Genomic DNA, 15425 nt, shown 5'->3' on the forward strand with positions numbered 1-15425 from the left:
AGACCGTACCCGTGATCACTCGGGGGCGTCGGAGTCCGAGGACTCCCCCGCCTCCGTCGCCTCGGAAGCTTCGGGAAGCTCTTCGAAGAGTCCGGTGGGCGGCGTCACGATGACGCGCCCTGCACCGACGTCGACCGTCGGGACGATCGCTGCGACGAAGGGCACCATGATGTCCTGGTCGCCCGACCTGACGATGAGCAGATCCTGCGCCGGGAAGTGCTCTACTCGAGCGACCTTGCCCACCACGACTCCGTCGCGGACGACGTCGAGACCGACGAGCTGGTGGTCGAACCACGCGTTGTCCTCGACCTCGTCGTTGTCCTGATCGATCCAGAGGATCGCGCGGACGAGGGTCTCTGCACCCTCACGATCGTCGACGTCCTTGAAGAAGACGACGGGGTTGCCGTTCATCACCCGGTATTCGCGAACGACGACCGTCTTGCCGTGCCACGGAGATGCCTCAGGCACCTGCAACGTGAACTCGGCCCCCGGAGTGAAACGACGCTCGGGGTTGTCGGTGTAGAGCTCCAGCTTGAGAGCGCCCTTGAGACCATGGGCCTTGACGAGGCGCCCGACGCGCAGCTGATTCTTGCCCTGGTTGCGGTCTGTCGACACCACGTCAGTCATCCGCGACATCGACACGGACGCGACGCCCGTCTGCAAGAGCGGAGATGAGCGTACGCAGTGCTTTCGCGGTGCGGCCGCCGCGCCCGATCACGCGTCCACGGTCGTCGGGGTGCACGCGCACCTCGAGGAGATCGCCTCTCGGCGAGGTGGAAGCGTTGATGCGGACATCCTCGGGGTGATCGACGATCCCCTTGACGATGTGTTCGAGCGCGGCGGCGAGCACGACGAATTACTCGGCGTCGGCGGCGGGAGCCTCAGCGGCCTCCGCGTCGGCCTTGGCCGGAGCCTCGGTCTTCTTCTCGACCTTGGGCTTCACGACGGACTTCTTGGACGCGTCGATCTCGAAGGGAGCCTTGGGCTCCTTGACCCGGAGCGTGGACTTCGCGTCCTTGTCGCCCTTGAACTTGCCCCAGTCGCCCGTGATCTTGAGCAGCGCTGCGACCTGCTCGGTCGGCTGAGCGCCGACGGACAGCCAGTACTGCGCACGGTCGGAGTCGATCTCGATGAACGAGGGCTCTTCGGTGGGGTGGTACTTGCCGATCTCCTCGATCACGCGACCATCGCGCTTGGTCTTCGAGTCGGCGACGACGATGCGGTAATACGGCGCACGGATCTTGCCCAGGCGCTTGAGACGAATCTTGACAGCCACGATTCTCCTGAATTGTGTGGAAGGTAACGAACCGATCGCCTGGAGAGTGGGGTGCACACCCGGCGGAAGCTCAAATAGGGAGGACGAGTGCTGGATAGAGGGTCGAGCACGTCGTCCGACCTTCTATTCTGCCAGATCCGCGGCCCAGGAGCGAAACGGGGCGACACGGCGGTTGCCGTGTCGTCTGCACTGCATGTCAGACTGTGCTCGTGAAGCTCGATTTCGCGTCATCGGCCCGGTCCACAGTAGGCCTCGAATGGGAGATCATGCTCGCCGATCCGGTGAGCGGTGATCTCGTCGGCCGCGCCCCTGAGCTGCTGTCGGCACTCGAGCACGAGAGTGCCGAGGAACGGCACACGGTGACGGGTGAACTGCTCACCAACACCATCGAGGTCACCAGCGGCATCGGTGACTCGGTGGCACACGCGGTCGATGACATCGCCAACGCGATCTCGGCAGTGCGCTCGGCGACGGATCCGGCAGGCATCGAACTGCTCTCCGCAGGCAGTCACCCATTCGCGCAGTGGTATCAGCAGGAAGTGACCGACAAGACCCGCTACCACACCCTGATCGAGCGCACCCAATGGTGGGGCCGCAACATGATGATCTGGGGAATCCACGTCCACATCGGCGTCGAGGACCAGCGCAAGGTGATCCCCATCATCAATGCCCTCGCGGCCTATCTCCCGCATCTGCAGGCGCTTGCCGCGTCGAGTCCGTTCTGGGCGGGAGAGCGCACCGGGTACGCGTCCAACCGCGCCCTCGTCTTCCAGCAGCTGCCCACTGCCGGACTCCCCTGGCCCCTGAACGACTGGTCCGACTACGAGGCCTACCTCGACGACATGGTGCGCACCGGCGTGATGGCCGATGCCACCGAGGTGCGCTGGGACATTCGACCGGCTCCGCGGTGGGGAACGATCGAAGTGCGGGCTTGCGACGGTCTGTCGACCCTGCCGGAGCTCGCAGCGGTGGCCGCCCTCGTGCAGGTCCTGGTGGAACATCTGTCCCGGCAGCTCGACGAAGGTCGCACTCTGGCCCAGATGCCGGCCTGGTATCACCGCGAGAACAAGTGGCGCGCGGCGCGCTACGGTCTCGACGCTCAGGTGATCGTGGATTCCGCGGGGACCCAGCGGCCCGTGCGGGAGCACCTGTCCGAGGTGCTCGACGAGCTCGCGCCGGTCGCGGTCGAACTCGGCTGCGTGCGGGAGTTCGGCAGCATCGAGACGATTCTCACGAACGGCGCGAGCTACGAACGGCAGCTGACGATCGCGAATGCGACGGGCGGCGACCTCCAAGCGGTCGTGCAGCACCTGATCCGCGAGTTCCGTTCCGGCCCCGAATCCTCGACCGACGAGCCGTAGAGGTCAGTCCTCGACGAGGCGGCGCGCCAGCCCCTCATCGAGAACCACATCCGTGATGAGCTCGGCGGCGATCGCGGCCCGAAGGCTTGCGAGCTTCGGCACCCCCGAGACGACGCAGACGCGCCTCGGCACCCTTCGCAGTCTGTCGAGGCCCGGACCGGTGGCGCGCGCGTTCACGCGGATGTCCCTCCACGAACCGTCCGCGCGGAAGAAGACCGTCGCCACGTCGCCGATCGCGTGGTCTTCGCGGAGGCTCTGGTAGTCGTCGCGCCCGAGATACCCTCCGACGTACACACGGCTGGGCACCTCCGCGGCCGGAGAGCCGAGACTGAACACCGCGATGTCCATCTTCGACTGCAGATCGAGCACTCGCCGTGTGCTGCGCTCGCGCCACATCGCCTCTCGCGTCGAAGGGTCGTCGAAGAATGCCGGCACGGGGAACTGCTGCACCTGCGCCCCGAAGGCACTGCCGAAGCGCTGCAGGATGTCGCTCGAGTACTCGACGCCGCTCGTCTGCGTATTGCCTGCGCCGTTCAGCTGCACGAATGTCGTGTTGTGCGTCTCCTTCTGGGTGAGACCTCGGCTCACCGCGCTGATCGTCGATCCCCACGCGACTCCCACGATCATGTTGGAGTCGACGAACTGCGACAGCAGCCGACCCGCTGTCAGCGCCACGCGCTCGAGCCGCTCGACCTCGCTGACGATCTCGGGGATGGGTACGACGTGCGCGACCAGGCGGTACCTGTCTCTGATGCGCTGCTCGAGCATTCCCAATCGCTCCAGAGGAGAGTTGATCCGGATGTCGACGAGCCCGCTCTCCCGGGCGAAGCTGAGCAGACGGGACACGGACGATCGCGAGGTCTTCAACTCCTGCGCGATCACCTCCATCGTCTTGTCCTGCATGTAGTAGAGCTGCGCTGCTGTGAGCGCGGCGATCAGCTTCGAATCGCGGGATCCCGCGTCAGGCTGGGTCATGAGGGCCTCCTCGCCTCGATCTTTGCACATATGTGCAGCGGGCTTGCGCGCGCCGGCCACATGGGTCGAAGCTGGGGGCACGCACAGAGAAGGGTCGAAGATGATCGAGTCGACACACTCATCACCGGAACGCGCCGAAGTCCGCGCCGTCCGTGAGTCCGGACGCACGAGCGTCCTTGTCATCGGAGCCGGGATCAACGGGATCTCCGCGTTCCGTGACCTCGCATTGCAGGGCGTCGACGTCCTGCTGGTCGAGCGAGGAGACTTCGCGTCCGGCGCCTCCGCGGCATCGAGCCACATGATCCACGGCGGCATCCGCTACCTCGAGAACGGCGAGTTCCGACTCGTCCGTGAATCCGTCGAGGAGCGAAACGGCCTGCTCAAGATCGCGCCTCACTACGTGAAGCCGCTCGAGACCACGATCCCGATCTACTCGACGTTCTCGGGCATCCTGTCCGCTCCCCTGCGCTTCCTCACGCACAAGAGCGGCAAGCCCCAGGAGCGTGGAGCGTTCCTCATCAAGGTCGGGCTCACGATCTACGACACGTTCTCGCGCGACGGCGGCATGGTGCCCCGTCACCGCTTCCTCGGTCGCAAGCGCTCGCTCGCCGAGCTCCCCTCGCTCGACCCGAACATCAAGTACACGGCCACGTACTACGACGCCTCCATGCACGACCCGGAGCGTCTGGCGCTCGACGTGCTGCAGGACGGACGCGCGGCTCACCCCGGTGCCGTGGCACTGAACTATGTCGAGGCCATCGCCCGCGACGGCGAGAAGATCGTCCTCCGCGATCGTGAGAGCGGCATCGAGTTCTCCGTCACCGCAGACGTGGTCGTGAACGCATCCGGGCCCTGGACGGACCTCACCAACGACGCGCTCGGCAACGACACGCGCTTCATGGGCGGGACCAAGGGTTCGCACATCGTTCTCGATCACCCCGAGCTTCTCGAGGCGACGCGTGGCCGCGAGATCTTCTTCGAGCACTCGGACGGACGCATCGTTCTGATCTACCCGCTCAAGGGGCGCGTGCTCGTCGGAACGACGGACATCGACGCGGACCCGCGCGAGGCTGCGGTGTGCACGGAGGAGGAGATCGACTACTTCTTCGATCTGATCCACCACGTGTTCCCGACGATCGACGTGACGCGCGAGCAGATCGTCTTCAACTTCTCGGGCATCCGTCCGCTTCCTCGCCACGAGGACACGGCCCCCGGGTTCGTGTCCCGCGACTACCGCATCGAGGTCGACGACAAGGGCGCTGCGCCCCTCGTGAGCCTCGTGGGCGGCAAGTGGACGACGTTCCGCGCGCTCGGCGAGTCGCTGTCCGACGTGGTGCTCGATCTCATCGGCCGCACTCGCACGGTATCCACCGCCGGCCGAGCCATCGGCGGAGGCCGCGACTTCCCGCGAACCGAGAAGGCTCGCCGGATCTGGATTCAGGAGAACCTGCCTGGCGCCGGTGACCGTGCCGAGCGCCTCCTCGCCCGCTACGGAACGCGTGCGGCGCAGGTCTGGGAGTTCATCGAGCAGGGTGACGACGCTCCTCTCGCCGGCGACGACCTCTCCACTCGGGAGCTCGCCTGGATGGTGGAGAACGAGATGGTCGCGCGCCTGCAGGATGTCGTCATGCGACGCACGAGCATCGCATTCACCGGTCACGCCGACGCGGATGTGCTCGAAGAGCTTGCCGCAGCCCTGGCTCCTCTGCTCCACTGGGACCGTGCACGTCAGGATGCCGAGCTCGACCAGACGCGTACGATGCTGAACGATCGACATGGACTCCAGATCTCGTCCCGCGCACGCGGCTGACGAGAGATCCGAACGCCGCCCTCCACGCGGCGTAAATCCCAACAAGTGCCAGAGCTATGGGGCTCTGGCACTCAAGAAAGGTCAATGAAGACATGACTGAAGTGAATCTCGGTCTCTACTTCCTCTCGGAGTTCGTCGGCACCGCAATGCTGATCCTCCTCGGATGTGGTGTCGTCGCCAACGTCGCTCTTGCTAAGAACAAGGGCTTCGGCGGCGGCTTCCTGATGGTCAACTGGGGATGGGGTCTCGCGGTCTTCGTGGGTGTCCTCGTCTCGGCGTACTCCGGCGCCATCCTCAACCCGGCGGTGGGCATCGGCCTTCTCGTCGCGGGCAAGATCGACTTCTCGCAGTTCGCGGTGGCCACCGGCGCCGAGCTGCTGGGTGCGATCGTCGGTGCGATCCTCACCTGGCTCGCCTACAAGCAGCACTTCGACGAGGAACCCGACCCGGCCAACAAGCTCGGCGTCTTCTCGACCGGCCCCGCGATCCGCTCCTACGGCTGGAACCTCGTCACCGAGGTCATCGGCACCTTCGTCCTGGTGTTCGCGATCTTCGCTTTCGCCGACTACGGAGACATCGAGATCGGCGTCCCCGGAGGCCTCGGACCGCTCAGCGCCCTGCCCGTCGCGCTGGTCGTCGTCGGTATCGGCGCATCTCTCGGTGGACCCACCGGCTACGCGATCAACCCTGCGCGTGACCTCGGACCGCGTATCGCCCACGCCATCCTGCCGATCAAGGGCAAGGGCTCGAGCGACTGGTCGTACTCGTGGGTCCCGGTCGTCGGTCCGCTGATCGGTGGCGTCCTCGCCGCCGTCGCAGCGCCCGTTCTGCTCAACCTCGCCTGAACCCGAACCTGACTTCAAAGGAGAACACAATGGCCGACTACATCATCGCCATCGATCAGGGCACCACCTCCAGCCGCGCGATCATCTTCGACAAGAAGGGCAGCATCGTCGCGACCGGTCAGAAGGAGCACGAGCAGATCCTCCCCAAGGCAGGCTGGGTAGAGCACGACCCTGCCGAGATCTGGCGCAACGTGCAGGAGGTCATCGGCCTCGCACTGAGCCGCGGCGACCTGACACGTCACGACATCGCCGCCGTCGGAATCACCAACCAGCGCGAGACTGCAGTGGTCTGGGACAAGACGACCGGAAAGGCCGTCTACAACGCGATCGTCTGGCAGGACACCCGCACGCAGGAGATCGTCGACCGCCTCGCGGCCGACGGTGGCGTCGAGCGGTTCAAGCCCATCGTGGGCCTCCCTCTCGCCACCTACTTCTCGGGCACCAAGATCGCCTGGATCCTCGAGAACGTCGAGGGTGCGCGTGAGAAGGCAGAGGCCGGCGACCTGATCTTCGGCACCACCGACAGCTGGGTGCTCTGGAACCTCACCGGTGGCGTCGACGGCGGTGTGCACGTGACCGATGTCACCAACGCATCGCGCACGATGTTCATGGATCTCGAGACGCTCGAGTGGCGCGACGACATCCTCGAGGCGTTCGGCGTGCCGCGCTCGATGATGCCGGAGATCCGTTCCTCCTCCGAGGTGTATGGCGCGGCCGAGGACTCCTCGCTGCTGCGTGAGACGCCGATCGCCGGCATCCTGGGCGACCAGCAGGCCGCGACCTTCGGCCAGGCCGCCTTCAACCAGGGTGAGAGCAAGAACACGTACGGCACCGGCTGCTTCCTGATCTTCAACACGGGCGAGGAGATCGTCCACTCGAAGAACGGACTGCTGACCACGGTGGGATACAAGCTCGGCGACGGGCCGACCCACTACGCTCTCGAGGGCTCGATCGCCGTCACCGGTTCACTGATCCAGTGGCTCCGCGACCAGCTCGGGATCATCAGCTCCGCTCCCGAGGTCGAAGAGCTCGCCAAGCAGGTCGACGACAACGGCGGCGTGTACATCGTCCCCGCTTTCTCGGGCCTGTTCGCGCCGTACTGGCGTCCGGACGCCCGTGGTGCGATCGTCGGCCTCACCCGCTACGCGAACAAGAACCACATCGCTCGCGCAGCGCTCGAGGCAGTGGCGTTCCAGACGCGCGACGTTCTCGACGCGGTCAACGCGGATGCGGGCGTGGACCTCACCGAGCTGAAGGTCGATGGCGGCATGGTCGCCAACGATGCGCTCATGCAGTTCCAGGCCGACGTCCTGGGCGTGCCGGTCGTTCGCCCTGTCGTCGCCGAGACGACCGCTCTCGGTGCCGCCTACGCGGCAGGCCTTGCCGTCGGCTTCTGGAACGGTCTCGACGACCTCTCCGCCAACTGGCAGGAAGACCGTCGTTGGGAGCCGTCGATGGAAGACGGCGAGCGTGACCGCCAGCTGCGTCTGTGGCGCAAGGCCGTCAGCAAGTCGATGGACTGGGTCGACGAAGACGTGAAGTGACCTCAGGACACTGAGGAGGCGGGCTCGGAGGATTCCTCCGGGCCCGCTTCGTCGTCCCCCCGAGGCATCAGCCCGATGATGCGGAGGAAGGCAGTGGCGACGGCCCGCGGCGCACGTGCATCCCAGGCGACGTACTCGACGCGCACCGGTCCACCGACGATCTCCACGGCGACCGCATCGGCCGCTGCCGCGGAGACGACGCCCGGCGCCAGCAGCGTGATCGCGAGCCCGGCCGACACGAGTCCGAGAATCAGCTCGGCCGAATCCGCTTCGAACGACACATCGCGCGGGATGCCGGAGCCCGCGAACGCCGCATCACTCTGCGCGCGCCCCGACGTGCCCGCAGGGAAGTCCGCGAAGACCTCTCCGGCAAGGTCCTCCAACACGAGTTCCTGACGATCTGCGAGTCGATGAGTGGAGGGCACGACGGCGACCAGGCGCTCGCGCGCGAGCTCGCGCGAGGCGACACCACTGGGCGTGACGCCCTCGCGCAGACCCAGCATCGCGACATCGAGCTCTCCTCGGCGCACGGCGGCGGCCAGTGCGTCGCTGTTGCCCATGCCGAGCTGCACCCCGGCCTCCGGGTGCGCCTCCCTGAATCGGGCGATCGCGTGCGGAACCGAGACCGCGGTGACGGTCGGGATCACACCGAGACGAAGTGTGCCGACCACGCGTCCCGCAGCCGCAGCTGCGGCCTCGCGCGCGTGATCCGCTGCGGCCACCGCGGTCTTCGCGTGAGCGAGGAAGGCTTCTCCCGCCTCCGTCGTTCTGACGCTGCGGCTCGAACGCACGAACAGCCGCTGGCCGAGTTCGCGCTCCAGCGCCGCGATCTGATGGCTGAGGGCCGACTGCGTCACGAAACAGCGCTCGGCCGCGCGTGTGAAACTCGACGAAGACGCCACCTCGACGACGTACTTCAGCTGCTGCAGATCCATGCGTCCATGATCGTCGTTCATGAATGCTGTGACAACCATGCGTTGGACTCATCTGTCTATCGGGCAGAGGCTGAAGTCATGAAACGGCTGACTCTGCTGCTCCTCACATCGCTGGCCCCTATCTCGTGGGGCACGACCTACCTCGTGACGACCGAGCTGCTGCCCGCCGGTCATCCGCTGCTGGCCGGCCTCCTCCGGTCGCTGCCCGCTGGGCTCGTGGCTCTCGCTCTGGGCCGCACAATGCCGCCTCGCGGCTGGTGGCTGAAGTCGCTGGCTCTCGGCATCCTCAACATCGGTGCGTTCTTCCCGCTGCTGTTCCTGGCCGCAGAGCGGCTACCGGGCGGCGTCGCAGCGGCCGTCGCCGGAGTGCAGCCGCTGATCATCCTGGGCCTGGGGGCGCTGGTGCTCCGCGACCGGATCCGGCCTCTGACGGCAGCCGCTGCCGCAGTCGGTGCCGGCGGTGTCGCTCTCGTCGTGCTGGGCCCGGCCGCGGAGCTCGACACCGTCGGCATCGTCGCGGCGGTCGGCGGCGTCACCGCTACGGCTCTCGGAATGATCCTCACCAAGCGCTGGGGACGCCCGGCCGGTGTCGGCCCTGTCGCCTACGCGGGCTGGCAGCTGACGGCGGGCGGGCTGTTGCTGCTGCCACTGACATTCGCTTACGAAGGGTTCCCTCCGTCCATCGACGGCAGTGCGGTACTCGGCTACCTCTGGCTGGGCACGGTCGGCGGTCTGATCGCGTACACGCTCTGGTTCCGCGGCATCCAGGAGCTGCCCGTCATCGCGCCGGGCCTGCTCGCCCTGCTCTCCCCCGTCGTCGCGACGATACTGGGAACGCTCCTCGCCGGCGAGACGTTCACCCCGGTCCAGGCGCTCGGACTCTCGCTCGTGCTGGCCGCGCTCGTCACCGGGCAGGTTGTCGCACTGTGGAAGCCTCGCAGAGACCTCGCTCCGTCGACGCAGGGGCCGCTGACGACGACCCGGCAGTGAAGACCGGTCAGCTCTTGCCGAAGAGCTTCTGGATCTCGGCGAGGTCGGCTTCACTCGGCGCCTTGGCGCCGCCCAGACCGAAGCCTGAACCGGTCGGGGTCGAGGCCGAGGTGATGCCCGCGTTCTCCGCCGCGCGCTTGGCGGGGTTGCCCGAGCGGGATCCTCCCGACGACTTGCCCTTCTTGCCGCGCTTCGAAGACGCTCCGGGCTTGCCCATTCCGGGCATGGAGCCCATTCCGGGGATGTTCGGGGTGCCGCCGCGTGCGACGGTCTTCATCATCTTGGCGGCCTGATCGAAGCGCTGGACGAGCTGATTGACGTCCGTGACGGTCATTCCCGAACCACGCGCGATGCGCAGACGACGCGAACCGTTGAGCACCTTCGGGTTGCGTCGCTCACCCGGTGTCATCGACCGGATGATCGCCTCTGTGCGATCGATCTCACGCTCGTCGAAGTCCTCGAGCTGCTGCTTCATCTGCCCCATGCCGGGGAGCATCCCCAGCATCTTCTTCATCGACCCCATCTTCTTCATCTGCTGAAGCTGGTCGAGGAAGTCTTCGAGGGTGAACTGCTCGGTCGCGAGCTTCTCGGCCATCTTGACGGCCTCTTCCTCATCGAAGGCCTGCTGGGCCTGCTCGATGAGGGTGAGGATGTCGCCGAGGTCGAGGATGCGACTGGCCATGCGATCGGGGTAGAACGGCTCGAGGTCTTCGAGTCGTTCGCCGGTCGACGCGAAGATGATGGGGCGGCCGGTGACAGAGGCGACAGAGAGGGCTGCACCACCGCGGGCGTCGCCGTCGAGCTTCGTCAGGACGACACCGGTGAAGTCGACGCCCTCTTGGAATGCCTTCGCCGTGTTGACGGCGTCCTGGCCGATCATGGCATCGATGACGAACAGGACCTCATCCGGGTCGGTCGCCTTGCGAATGTCGGATGCCTGCTTCATCAGGTCGGCGTCGACGCCGAGACGACCGGCCGTGTCGATGATGACCACATCGTGCTGGTGGCGCCGCGCGTGCTCCACACCGTCGCGCGACACCTTGACGGGGTCGCCGACACCGTTGCCCGGCTCGGGCGCGTAGACGGTCGCTCCGGCCTGCTGCGCGACGACCTGGAGCTGGTTCACGGCGTTCGGACGCTGGAGGTCGGCCGCGACGAGAAGGGGCGTGTGCCCCTCTCCCTCGAGCTGCTTCGCGAGCTTGCCTGCGAACGTCGTCTTTCCCGACCCCTGGAGGCCGGCGAGCATGATGACGGTCGGCGCGGTCTTGGCGAACTGCAGACGACGCTGCTCCCCGCCGAGGATCTGCACGAGCTCCTCGTTGACGATCTGCACGACCTGCTGCGCAGGGTTCAGAGCCTTGCTGACCTCGTCGCCCAGGGCGCGCTCGCGCACCTTCGCGGTGAACTCCTTGACGACTGTCAGCGCGACGTCGGCGTCGAGCAGCGCGCGACGGATCTCGCGCACCGTGCCGTCGACGTCGGCCGCGGTGAGCTTTCCCTTCGTGCGAAGGTTGCGGAAGGTCTCGGTGAGCCGATCGGAGAGCGTGCCAAAGGTAGCCATGGTGACACCGAGTTTACGCGAATCCGGCACCGTTCTCCGCGTTCGGAGCTGCGCCGACCGCGAGCTCGGCTCTGAGCAGTTCTCTCGCACGGGCGTAGCGGCCACGCGCGGTCGACGAGGGGATGCCGAGAAGCTCCGCCGCGTGCACGAGCGGTGGCTGTGTCTCCGCGCGCGCTGCGAGGATCATGGCCCCGACATCCCTCGGTTCCGGGTTCGTCCGTGCCGGCGCGGAACGGTCGAGCATCTCGTCGAGCGGGTCGGTGGCCATGATGTCTCCTCGGTCGGGACCGGTGTCTCACTCCTGACCTGTCCGGCTCACGCGGTTTCGTCCGCAGGGAGATCAGGTCGCCGACACGACCCACGGCAATCGGCCGATCGCCCGCACGGCGTCGGCGAACCGGTCGCCCACCGAACCTCGTCCGGCGCCGCTCTCCGCCCACGCTCGCACGGCGGCGAGCACAGCCGCAGCCCAGGTGGCCGCGGCGATATCCGCGGTGAGCGCGGCGACGCCCGAGCGTCGCGCGAGGTCGGCCAGCGCCGCCGCGAGGCGAGCCTGGCGCAGCGCGGCATCCTGTTCGAGTTCGTCGTCGAGACCCATGGCTGACGAGTTCGTCATCGCGAGCGCGAGGCTGTCAGGCGCGAAGTCCTCGACGAGATCCGAGAGGATGCGCCTCACCTGGCTGCCGTCGCGATCTTCGGGCACTGCGACCAGGTCCTCGACCGCACGGGCGATACGGTCGTCGAGGCCGGACCAGAGCACATCGCTCTTCGAGGAGAAGTAATTGAAGAAGCTCGAGCGGCTCACTCCGGCGCGCTGGGTGATGTCAGCGACCGACGTGGCGTCGTACCCGCGCTCGAGGAAGAGCTCGCAGGCGGCTTCGGCGAGGGTCTCACGCGAAGACGCCTTCGGCCGCCCTGCTCGGCTCGCACTGCTCATGTCAACACGCTACCGCGCGCCGCTGCCTCGCGCCCTCGGCAGCGTGAAGGAGTATTCTTAGACGCAATCCATCAATTGACTGAGAGCGACGGCACATGCTCGACATCCTCACCCCAGGCTTCGCACCGAACTGCATCCCCTACAGCGAGGGCTGGGATCTGCAGCGCCGCACCCACGCCGACGTCGTCGACGGCACTCGCCCAGACACGCTCATCCTTCTCGAGCACGAGGCGGTGTACACCGCGGGCAAGCGGACCGAGCCGCAGGAACGCCCGACGGACGGCACGCCGGTCATCGACGTCGACCGCGGCGGCAAGATCACCTGGCACGGACCAGGGCAGTTGGTGGGCTATCCGATCGTCCGGCTGCCCGAGCCGATGGACGTCGTCGCGCACGTGCGGCGCCTGGAGCGCATCCTGATCGACGTGCTCCGGCCTCTCGGCGTCGACGGATACCAGGTGGAGGGGCGCAGCGGGGTGTGGGTTCGCCGCCCCCTCTCCGAAGACAAGGTCGCGGCGATCGGCGTGCGAGTGCAGCAGGGCGTGACCATGCACGGCTTCGCGATCAACTGCGACAACAGCCTCGCGGGATTCGGCGGCATCATCCCGTGCGGGATCACCGACGCCGGTGTCACCACGGTGAGCGAGGTCGTCGGAGCGGACGTCTCCCCCGTCGACATCGTCGACTCGGTGTCCGCCGCTTTCCTCGCCGACTACTCGACAGCCGAACACGCAGGAGCACACGCATGACCGCCGCACCCGAGGGACGCAAGCTCCTCCGCCTCGAGATCCGCAACGCCGAGACTCCCATCGAACGCAAACCCGAGTGGATCAAGACGAAGGCGAAGATGGGGCCCGAGTACACGGCGCTCCACTCGCTGGTCAAGAGCGAAGACCTGCACACCGTCTGCCAGGAAGCCGGCTGCCCCAACATCTACGAGTGCTGGGAAGACCGAGAGGCGACCTTCCTCATCGGCGGATCTCAATGCACCAGACGGTGCGATTTCTGCCAGATCGACACGGGCAAGCCCGACGCTTACGACACCGATGAGCCGCGTCGCGTCGCCGAGAGCGTCGTGCGGATGAACCTCCGCTATGCGACGGTCACCAGCGTCGCACGAGACGATCTGCCCGACACCGGAGCTTGGCTGAATGCCGAGACCGTGCGGAAGATCCATGAGCTCAACCCCAACACAGGCGTCGAGCTGCTCGCAAACGAGCACAACGCCGATCCCGCCTTCCTCGGCCAGATCTTCGATGCCCGCCCCGAGGTCTTCGCGCACAACGTGGAGACCGTGCCGCGGATCTTCAAGCGCATCCGCCCGGCGTTCCGGTACGAGCGCTCGCTCGATGTGATCACCCAGGCGCGAAATGCCGGCCTCATCACCAAGTCCAACCTGATACTGGGCATGGGCGAGGAGCCAGAAGAGGTCGTACAGGCACTGAACGACCTGCACGACGCCGGCTGCGACATCATCACCATCACCCAGTATCTGCGCCCCTCCCCTCGTCACCTGCCCGTGGCACGCTGGGTGAAGCCCGCGGAGTTCGTCGAGTTCAAGGAGGAGGCGGAGCGGATCGGCTTCCTCGGCGTTCTCGCCGGACCACTCGTTCGTTCGTCCTACCGCGCGGGCCGGCTGTGGGCGCAGTCGATGGTGTGGAAGGGGCGCGAGATCCCCCCGCACCTGGCCCACATCGCCGAGAGCGCGGATCTCGGCTTCGCTCAGGCGGTCTGAGCGATGCCGAGGTGATGAGCGTCAGTCGGCGCTCATCACCGACTGAACGCTGCCGTCCGAGCCGAGGTTCACCAGCAGGACGTCGTCGGTGGTGGTGGCGTCGAGCGCGTACTCCAGCACGGCGAACGGCTCCGACCCGCCGTGCTCGTCGGCGAGGATCGTCATGCTCATCAGCCGCAGCGAGCGGATGATGTCGACGGCGGCGTCACCGCTGACGTCGACGAGGACCTCTTCGAGTTCGTCGCCGTAGGCCTCCTGCTGCTGCAGGATGTACTCGGTGACCTCGCTGGTGCGATCATCGACCTCCGCGAGCATGCCGCGCCGGGAGACGTCATCGACGTTCTCGATCCCCGCGATGAGCGAGGCGGCGATGTCGAGCGCGTCGGCAGAGACATCGTCCTGGTCAGGAGCCGTGAGATCGACGGTGACACTCTGGTCACCGAGCTCCACCGTCTCAGACCAGAAGATCGAGCCGTCGGGCCCTGAGGACAGGAGTCCGAAGTAGTCGTGTTCGATCGCCATAACGCTATGAAACCAGCCTCGTGCTCGCGGCGGTAGTCCCGTCGTCAGCCGACGAGCGACTTGACGAAGACATGTGGGGTGAATCCGGTCAGATCATCGATGCCCTCGCCCTGGCCGAGGAGCTTGACGGGGATGCCGGTGCGCTCCTGCACAGCGAGGACGAAGCCGCCCTTCGCCGAACCGTCGAGCTTGGTCAGGACCAGTCCGGTAACACCTGCATGCTCGAGGAACGCCTCCGCCTGCATCACGCCGTTCTGCCCCGTGGTGGCGTCGAGGACGAGCAGGACCTCGCTGATGGGAGCCTGCTTCTCGATCACCCTGCGGATCTTCGAGAGCTCGTCCATCAACCCGCCCTTGGTGTGCAGTCGGCCGGCCGTGTCGATGATCGCGATCTCGATGCCCTCGCGCTGAGCGAACTCGACGGTCTGGTAGGCGACGGATGCCGGATCCTGCCCCTCTTGCTGGGGGCGGACGATCGCCGCACCCCCGCGCTGGGCCCAGGTGGCGAGCTGATCGACGGCCGCCGCACGGAACGTGTCGGCCGCACCGACGACCACGCTGCGCTGGAATCCGCGAAGGAACTTGGTGAACTTGCCGATCGTCGTGGTCTTGCCGACGCCGTTGACGCCGACGACCAGCACCACCGCCGGCCGCTCGGTGAGCTTGAGGGTCGTGTCGAACTTGGCGAAGTGCTCTTCGAGCGTCTCTCGCAGCATCCGCTGGAGATCCTGCGGATCGGTCGTGCGGTAGCGCTCGACCTTCTCGCGGAGCTCTTCGACGACGCGCTCACTGATGTCGGGGCCGAAGTCGGCCGTGATGAGGGCGGTCTCGAGGTCCTCCCATGTCGTCTCGTCGATAGTGGGCTTGACGAACATCCCGCGCAGCGCGCGAGTGAGGGACCACGACTTCTCCGCCATGACTCCAGCCTACGGGT

General features: G+C 66.6%; 17 protein-coding genes. 7 read left to right on the plus strand and 10 right to left on the minus strand.

Features of this window, described 5'->3' with window-relative positions:
* Window positions 1-15: 15 nt before the first annotated feature.
* From rimM to rpsP, 3 genes are read right to left on the minus strand one after another with little or no spacing between them, the layout of a single operon-like run.
* Window positions 16-627, minus strand: coding sequence for a ribosome maturation factor RimM (rimM, locus tag RQG82_RS01780; protein ID WP_311257417.1), 612 nt, complete (start codon window positions 625-627; stop codon window positions 16-18).
* Window positions 620-850, minus strand: a complete 231-nt coding sequence (locus tag RQG82_RS01785) for an RNA-binding protein (protein WP_042541671.1) — start codon at window positions 848-850, stop codon at window positions 620-622. The genes rimM and RQG82_RS01785 overlap by 8 nt, the downstream gene beginning before the upstream one ends.
* A gap of 6 nt (window positions 851-856) precedes the next feature.
* On the minus strand, window positions 857-1276 hold the full coding sequence (gene rpsP / locus RQG82_RS01790) for a 30S ribosomal protein S16 (RefSeq protein WP_311257418.1): 420 nt from the start codon (window positions 1274-1276) through the stop codon (window positions 857-859).
* Between the two features lie 209 nt (window positions 1277-1485).
* On the opposite strand from rpsP, the gene RQG82_RS01795 reads away from it, so the two are divergent.
* Window positions 1486-2637: a glutamate--cysteine ligase gene (locus RQG82_RS01795; protein ID WP_311257419.1), complete on the plus strand. Its 1152-nt coding sequence runs from the start codon at window positions 1486-1488 to the stop codon at window positions 2635-2637.
* A gap of 3 nt (window positions 2638-2640) precedes the next feature.
* Here RQG82_RS01795 and RQG82_RS01800 read toward each other — a convergent pair whose 3' ends face one another.
* The gene (locus RQG82_RS01800; protein WP_311257420.1) at window positions 2641-3612 is read right to left on the minus strand and encodes a sugar-binding domain-containing protein; all 972 of its coding nucleotides are present in this window, start codon (window positions 3610-3612) and stop codon (window positions 2641-2643) included.
* 100 nt (window positions 3613-3712) lie between these two features.
* Here RQG82_RS01800 and RQG82_RS01805 point away from each other — a divergent pair, with 100 nt between their 5' ends.
* The 3 genes from RQG82_RS01805 to glpK all read left to right on the plus strand — a co-directional run bounded on the left by RQG82_RS01805 (window position 3713) and on the right by glpK (window position 7811).
* Window positions 3713-5422 carry a glycerol-3-phosphate dehydrogenase/oxidase gene (locus tag RQG82_RS01805; protein ID WP_311257421.1) on the plus strand — a complete coding sequence of 570 codons (1710 nt, stop codon included), beginning with the start codon at window positions 3713-3715 and terminating at the stop codon, window positions 5420-5422.
* Window positions 5423-5514: 92 nt separating this feature from the next.
* Complete coding sequence (locus RQG82_RS01810) at window positions 5515-6267, plus strand: MIP/aquaporin family protein (protein ID WP_311257422.1); 753 nt, start codon at window positions 5515-5517, stop codon at window positions 6265-6267.
* Window positions 6268-6296: 29 nt separating this feature from the next.
* A complete protein-coding gene (gene glpK, locus RQG82_RS01815) occupies window positions 6297-7811 on the plus strand; it encodes a glycerol kinase GlpK (protein WP_311257423.1) in 1515 nt (504 codons plus the stop codon).
* A gap of 2 nt (window positions 7812-7813) precedes the next feature.
* Here glpK and RQG82_RS01820 read toward each other — a convergent pair whose 3' ends face one another.
* The gene (locus RQG82_RS01820; RefSeq protein WP_311257424.1) at window positions 7814-8785 is read right to left on the minus strand and encodes a LysR family transcriptional regulator; all 972 of its coding nucleotides are present in this window, start codon (window positions 8783-8785) and stop codon (window positions 7814-7816) included.
* Window positions 8786-8824: 39 nt separating this feature from the next.
* On the opposite strand from RQG82_RS01820, the gene RQG82_RS01825 reads away from it, so the two are divergent.
* A complete protein-coding gene (locus tag RQG82_RS01825) occupies window positions 8825-9736 on the plus strand; it encodes an EamA family transporter (RefSeq protein ID WP_311257425.1) in 912 nt (303 codons plus the stop codon).
* 7 nt (window positions 9737-9743) lie between these two features.
* Here the strand turns inward: RQG82_RS01825 and ffh are convergent, their stop codons facing one another.
* From ffh to RQG82_RS01840, 3 genes are all read right to left on the minus strand, one after another.
* Window positions 9744-11297, minus strand: coding sequence for a signal recognition particle protein (ffh, locus tag RQG82_RS01830; protein WP_311257426.1), 1554 nt, complete (start codon window positions 11295-11297; stop codon window positions 9744-9746).
* Between the two features lie 13 nt (window positions 11298-11310).
* A complete protein-coding gene (locus RQG82_RS01835; RefSeq protein WP_311257427.1) occupies window positions 11311-11565 on the minus strand; it encodes a hypothetical protein in 255 nt (84 codons plus the stop codon).
* 72 nt (window positions 11566-11637) lie between these two features.
* A complete protein-coding gene (locus RQG82_RS01840) occupies window positions 11638-12234 on the minus strand; it encodes a TetR/AcrR family transcriptional regulator (RefSeq protein ID WP_311257428.1) in 597 nt (198 codons plus the stop codon).
* A 95-nt stretch (window positions 12235-12329) separates the two neighbouring features.
* On the opposite strand from RQG82_RS01840, the gene lipB reads away from it, so the two are divergent.
* Both lipB and lipA read left to right on the plus strand, forming a co-directional pair.
* A complete protein-coding gene (gene lipB / locus RQG82_RS01845) occupies window positions 12330-12983 on the plus strand; it encodes a lipoyl(octanoyl) transferase LipB (protein ID WP_311257429.1) in 654 nt (217 codons plus the stop codon).
* Window positions 12980-13969, plus strand: a complete 990-nt coding sequence (lipA, locus tag RQG82_RS01850) for a lipoyl synthase (protein ID WP_311257430.1) — start codon at window positions 12980-12982, stop codon at window positions 13967-13969. The genes lipB and lipA overlap by 4 nt, the downstream gene beginning before the upstream one ends.
* 21 nt (window positions 13970-13990) lie before the next feature.
* Here the strand turns inward: lipA and RQG82_RS01855 are convergent, their stop codons facing one another.
* Window positions 13991-14491: a DUF2004 domain-containing protein gene (locus tag RQG82_RS01855; protein WP_042541684.1), complete on the minus strand. Its 501-nt coding sequence runs from the start codon at window positions 14489-14491 to the stop codon at window positions 13991-13993.
* Window positions 14492-14535: 44 nt separating this feature from the next.
* On the minus strand, window positions 14536-15408 hold the full coding sequence (ftsY, locus tag RQG82_RS01860) for a signal recognition particle-docking protein FtsY (RefSeq protein WP_311257431.1): 873 nt from the start codon (window positions 15406-15408) through the stop codon (window positions 14536-14538).
* Window positions 15409-15425 lie beyond the last annotated feature (17 nt).

Origin of the sequence: Microbacterium sp. WCS2018Hpa-9 (assembly GCF_031843745.1) — a bacterium.
In the GTDB taxonomy this organism is placed as follows: domain Bacteria; phylum Actinomycetota; class Actinomycetes; order Actinomycetales; family Microbacteriaceae; genus Microbacterium.

Coding starts and splice junctions, on each gene's coding strand:
- rimM (WP_311257417.1), bottom strand. CDS start 627: ATGACTGACGTGGTGTCGACAGACCGCAACCAGGGCAAGAATCAGCTG.
- RQG82_RS01800 (WP_311257420.1), bottom strand. CDS start 3,612: ATGACCCAGCCTGACGCGGGATCCCGCGATTCGAAGCTGATCGCCGCG.
- RQG82_RS01805 (WP_311257421.1), top strand. CDS start 3,713: ATGATCGAGTCGACACACTCATCACCGGAACGCGCCGAAGTCCGCGCC.
- RQG82_RS01810 (WP_311257422.1), top strand. CDS start 5,515: ATGACTGAAGTGAATCTCGGTCTCTACTTCCTCTCGGAGTTCGTCGGC.
- glpK (WP_311257423.1), top strand. CDS start 6,297: ATGGCCGACTACATCATCGCCATCGATCAGGGCACCACCTCCAGCCGC.
- RQG82_RS01820 (WP_311257424.1), bottom strand. CDS start 8,785: ATGGTTGTCACAGCATTCATGAACGACGATCATGGACGCATGGATCTG.
- RQG82_RS01825 (WP_311257425.1), top strand. CDS start 8,825: ATGAAACGGCTGACTCTGCTGCTCCTCACATCGCTGGCCCCTATCTCG.
- ffh (WP_311257426.1), bottom strand. CDS start 11,297: ATGGCTACCTTTGGCACGCTCTCCGATCGGCTCACCGAGACCTTCCGC.
- RQG82_RS01835 (WP_311257427.1), bottom strand. CDS start 11,565: ATGGCCACCGACCCGCTCGACGAGATGCTCGACCGTTCCGCGCCGGCA.
- RQG82_RS01840 (WP_311257428.1), bottom strand. CDS start 12,234: ATGAGCAGTGCGAGCCGAGCAGGGCGGCCGAAGGCGTCTTCGCGTGAG.
- lipB (WP_311257429.1), top strand. CDS start 12,330: ATGCTCGACATCCTCACCCCAGGCTTCGCACCGAACTGCATCCCCTAC.
- lipA (WP_311257430.1), top strand. CDS start 12,980: ATGACCGCCGCACCCGAGGGACGCAAGCTCCTCCGCCTCGAGATCCGC.
- RQG82_RS01855 (WP_042541684.1), bottom strand. CDS start 14,491: ATGGCGATCGAACACGACTACTTCGGACTCCTGTCCTCAGGGCCCGAC.
- ftsY (WP_311257431.1), bottom strand. CDS start 15,408: ATGGCGGAGAAGTCGTGGTCCCTCACTCGCGCGCTGCGCGGGATGTTC.